This window comes from Chryseobacterium pennae, assembly GCF_003385515.1.
GTDB classification, from domain to species: Bacteria; Bacteroidota; Bacteroidia; order Flavobacteriales; family Weeksellaceae; genus Chryseobacterium; species Chryseobacterium pennae.
Genome location: NZ_QNVT01000060.1, coordinates 1 through 3765 on the forward strand (window position 1 = coordinate 1; position 3765 = coordinate 3765).

Annotated in this window: 2 protein-coding genes; both read right to left on the minus strand. The window is 35.7% G+C overall.

Features of this window, described 5'->3' with window-relative positions:
• Nucleotides 1-125: 125 nt before the first annotated feature.
• Nucleotides 126-3617 carry an RHS repeat domain-containing protein gene (locus tag DRF65_RS28075; protein WP_115974001.1) on the minus strand — a complete coding sequence of 1164 codons (3492 nt, stop codon included), beginning with the start codon at nucleotides 3615-3617 and terminating at the stop codon, nucleotides 126-128.
• An 11-nt stretch (nucleotides 3618-3628) separates the two neighbouring features.
• Nucleotides 3629-3748 (minus strand): T9SS type A sorting domain-containing protein, encoded by a 120-nt coding sequence (locus DRF65_RS28080; RefSeq protein WP_228439000.1) that lies wholly within the window; start codon nucleotides 3746-3748, stop codon nucleotides 3629-3631.
• Between the last annotated feature and the right edge of the window lie 17 nt (nucleotides 3749-3765).

Consider the following 3765-nt stretch of genomic DNA (forward strand, 5'->3'; position numbering starts at 1 on the left):
ATTATAATCCAGATAGGTTTTGGTCTGTATGTAATTCTCCGTATTAGGGAGCGGGGTAAGCTGGGCATACACTGAATGGGTAATCAGCAGCATGCTTATAGGGATTATTATTTTTTTCATCGGTTTTAGTTTTTATAGTTGTATTTCATTTCCTTCAGGATCTTTCCGTTGGCATCAACTACTTTTTCAAGTCTATTGGCAGAATCATAAAGGTAAGTTTCTCTTATTCCGGATGGCGGGGTAATGCTTCTTACTCCAATTAATGGGTCATAGCTGTAAGTCGTCATCTGATACCCGGGTAAATTGGCTCTGAAAGTTTGAAAGGCATTAAGTAGGTTATTCTCATCATTATTTGCTCCGGCTGCAGCATCCAGATCAGAGGCATTCACGATATTGTCTATAAAAGATTGCTGGATATCAGTTAACCGTATATTTTCAATCTTGGCAATAGGTTTAGTTTGGTTGTAGCCCCAAATAATAACCGTTACAGCACCGTCTTTGGTGGTATATTGTAATAGATTTCCTTTGGTATCAAACTTATCATACATTATTTCTGTTGAAGGTATATTATTCTGAAGTCCATAAGATATTACTGAGCTTGGCAGTAAATTAGCTGGATTATCGTACTTGATTTCGTTTCTTGAAATGATTTTTCCGGAATCGCTTGAATTCTGTTTATTGACAACAGTTGTCTCCAAAGGAATTCCCAGCATACTGGCACTGATCAGCTTCTGATTTCCTTTTTCTCTGGCATATAGATAAAACGTTTCCTTAATTCCTGCACCAGAGAATGAAGTAATACTTTTTGAAAGTTGCTGATCAGGATTATTATAAAGATAATCACTGCTTGTAGTTATTTTTTTATACAAAGAATCATCTGTAGTATTCAAAGGAACATCCTCCAGATATTCTTTGGAAATGCTTTTATTGAGAACAAAAGAATAAGAAGGAAGCCTATAGGCTGTGATGTACATATTATCAAGATAAGTCCCGACATTGGTTCCCGGCATGATGAAAGCAAGAGGAAAAAGTGTAACGCCTGCAATACTCGATATAATCTCTGTCTGATCTTTAAAATACTCATTTTTCATAGAAGTCTTCAAATAAAATTGCCCATTCTTACTGTTGAATACCCTATGGGATAAGAGCTTTCCACTCAGATTTCCTGATGGAACACTCCAAAACAGTGAGTTCTCTGCAGATGAAGATACCATAGGAAGATCATTTAAATTATTAGTATACATTCCATCCACCGTGGGAGTTCGGAAAGCATAACTGTTATTGTATAGTTGAGTTGAGAATGCTTTTTCTTCACCACCTTTTTCAAATTGATCTCCTCCATAGCTAACTGTTACATTAGGATATATCGGGTCATATATGCTGTAAGAGTATTGTCCATCCATACTATCCGTAAAAAAACCGGAATGTCGAATTGAAATTTGAGGTTCCGAATGAAAAATAGTCTCAAATAGACTACCTACCATAGTAGCTCCAGGAGAAGGTAAAGAGTTAGGATCAGTAAAGGGAGCATAAGTTTTTTGATCAAATCTGTAGGATCTGAATTCCGGTTTATATGGAGATCCGATCTTGTTCATGTTGTTAATATCATTATAAACACTATAATATAGTCTTTTAATATTCGTTTTTCCGGTTTCAGCAATATCATATTGCTTTTTCAATCTGACATTTCCATCTTCAACAATATTCCATTTGTTTTTTTCATTATATCTGATGAGCGCAGTGGCAGAACATTGGTTACAAATATTATTTACTATTTTGAATGTCAACTGATAAGTACTACCACCTAATAATAAATCTTCAATAGAACTCATATCCTTGTCGGATTTGTTTAGAAATATCGGTTTTGTAAATACAGTCTGCCCCGTAGACGTATCCACAAGAGTAAATTGAGCTTTTCCTTTACCGAATCCTATATCTGTGTTTGAGTGTATTTTCAATTCTATCTTTACCTTGCCTCCATCCACCTCAGAGGCATCAAATGTACTTGTTGTTTCATTAGATAAAGGGAGGCGATCTGCTACCATATGTATCAGATCATAATCGGCAGAAGGTGCATCCTCAAAAAATGGCTCTGCGTTCCCTATAGCTACATAATGTTTTCCTTCTCCTATTATAGCTTCCTTTGCATATTCAGGCTCGTACTCAAAAGTAGTTTTTCCTTTGGTAGGATAAGTAATGGAAGTAAGTGTTCCTAACTTGGCATAGATAAAACTAGGGACTCTATTGGCATAATAAGAGCTATTAAAAAACAGTTTGTATTTCTCTCCAAACATATTTAAATCAGGCAGTGAAGTATTTCCATTATTGCTTCCATTGTAGTATCCCAGATAATCTGTAGTCTTAGATAATCTCGCAGGGAGACCAAGAGGATTATCATATTCAAATTTATGTTCCTGTACAAAAGTTTCCTGATTATTTTTTATTACATATTCTTTCACTTTCTCAAGGAAAAAACGCTTTTTTTGACGATCACTTTCTGAATTGTTGATATAATCGAATACAATTTTTTTGACATTCGTTGTACCTGTAATACGGTTGGTAATAGTATTGGAACTGGTAACTGAAGACACTACAATATTTCCAATTTTTTGAAAAATTTCTGAAGGATCTGTTGAATAATTGATGGTAATTTTTTCGCTTCCCGTACTAATCTGGGTTAATATTTTGGGCCTGATTATATTGAGGGTTCGAATTGACTGGCTATAAGGAGTTGTAGGAGGAATTGCTGAGGTACCTTGTTCTGCAGGACCCTCATCCATCATTCGGGTATCCAAAGACTGCTGTTCTCCTATACTAAGTATGGTAGCATTCGTATTAACTTCAGAATATGAAAATTCAATTTTATTTCCTGCAGTATTCTCTATTTTGGTAAGAAAGAAACTAGTATCTCCACTTAATCCTCCATTGAGCCTTACCCAAGTCTTTTCAGTAGCTCCTGTACCTCCAAAGGTATATTTTGTTCCATCATAAGTAGTGATAATAAAAGAATGATTATCCTTGAATGCTCCTACTGTTTCAATTTTGAGATTGTTATCCTGTGTCAGAATAACCGGCTGAAAATTAGCATCTAGATAAAAACTTCCACTATAACCAGGAAAAGAGAAACTGAAAACATCAGGCTGGTGATCATACTGTTCAGAGCCATATTTAGTAAGTTTTACAAGATCATCTGTTCCCTGCTGACTGTACAGATGAGTGAGATCATTGAGGCTTAGTAAAATCCTTTCTGCTCCGAACTCATCTGCTTTATCATAAATGGTTCTGTTGATCACCCCACCTGCCTCTAGGATCCAGTTCATCCCCAATGTATTTGGGGTGTCGTTTACTTTTACTCCGGCTTTACCATATTTTAAAGATATTGTATGCTTTAATCCACTATCGGAGATCGTATGAATCGGAATATTGATATTGGGATTTCCTTTAAATTCATTGGCTTCCAAATTGCCAAATTGTGTCCTAAAAGAGGACTCAGGAGAAGGAGGATTTATATTAGGAAGTTCTATTCCAGATCCTGAGCCAGGATTTCCCTTTGCTACTTCCTGAGCAGAGTAAAAATGAGCAGACAAGATGGCTGCACAAATGATAACTTTCTTCATGATCAATGTTTTTATTTTTTAATCAGCTTTGCATTCGCTGTTTTATTAGTATCCGTTTTTATAGTCACCAGATAAGCTCCCTGTACCAAAGCCTGGGTATTAATCTTGGTCACATTGTTCTTTGTTTTCAAATTTTGAAGCTGTCTTC

Excerpts from the sequence above, each read along its gene's own strand:
- DRF65_RS28075 (WP_115974001.1), bottom strand. The coding sequence starts at position 3,617 with ATGAAGAAAGTTATCATTTGTGCAGCCATCTTGTCTGCTCATTTTTAC.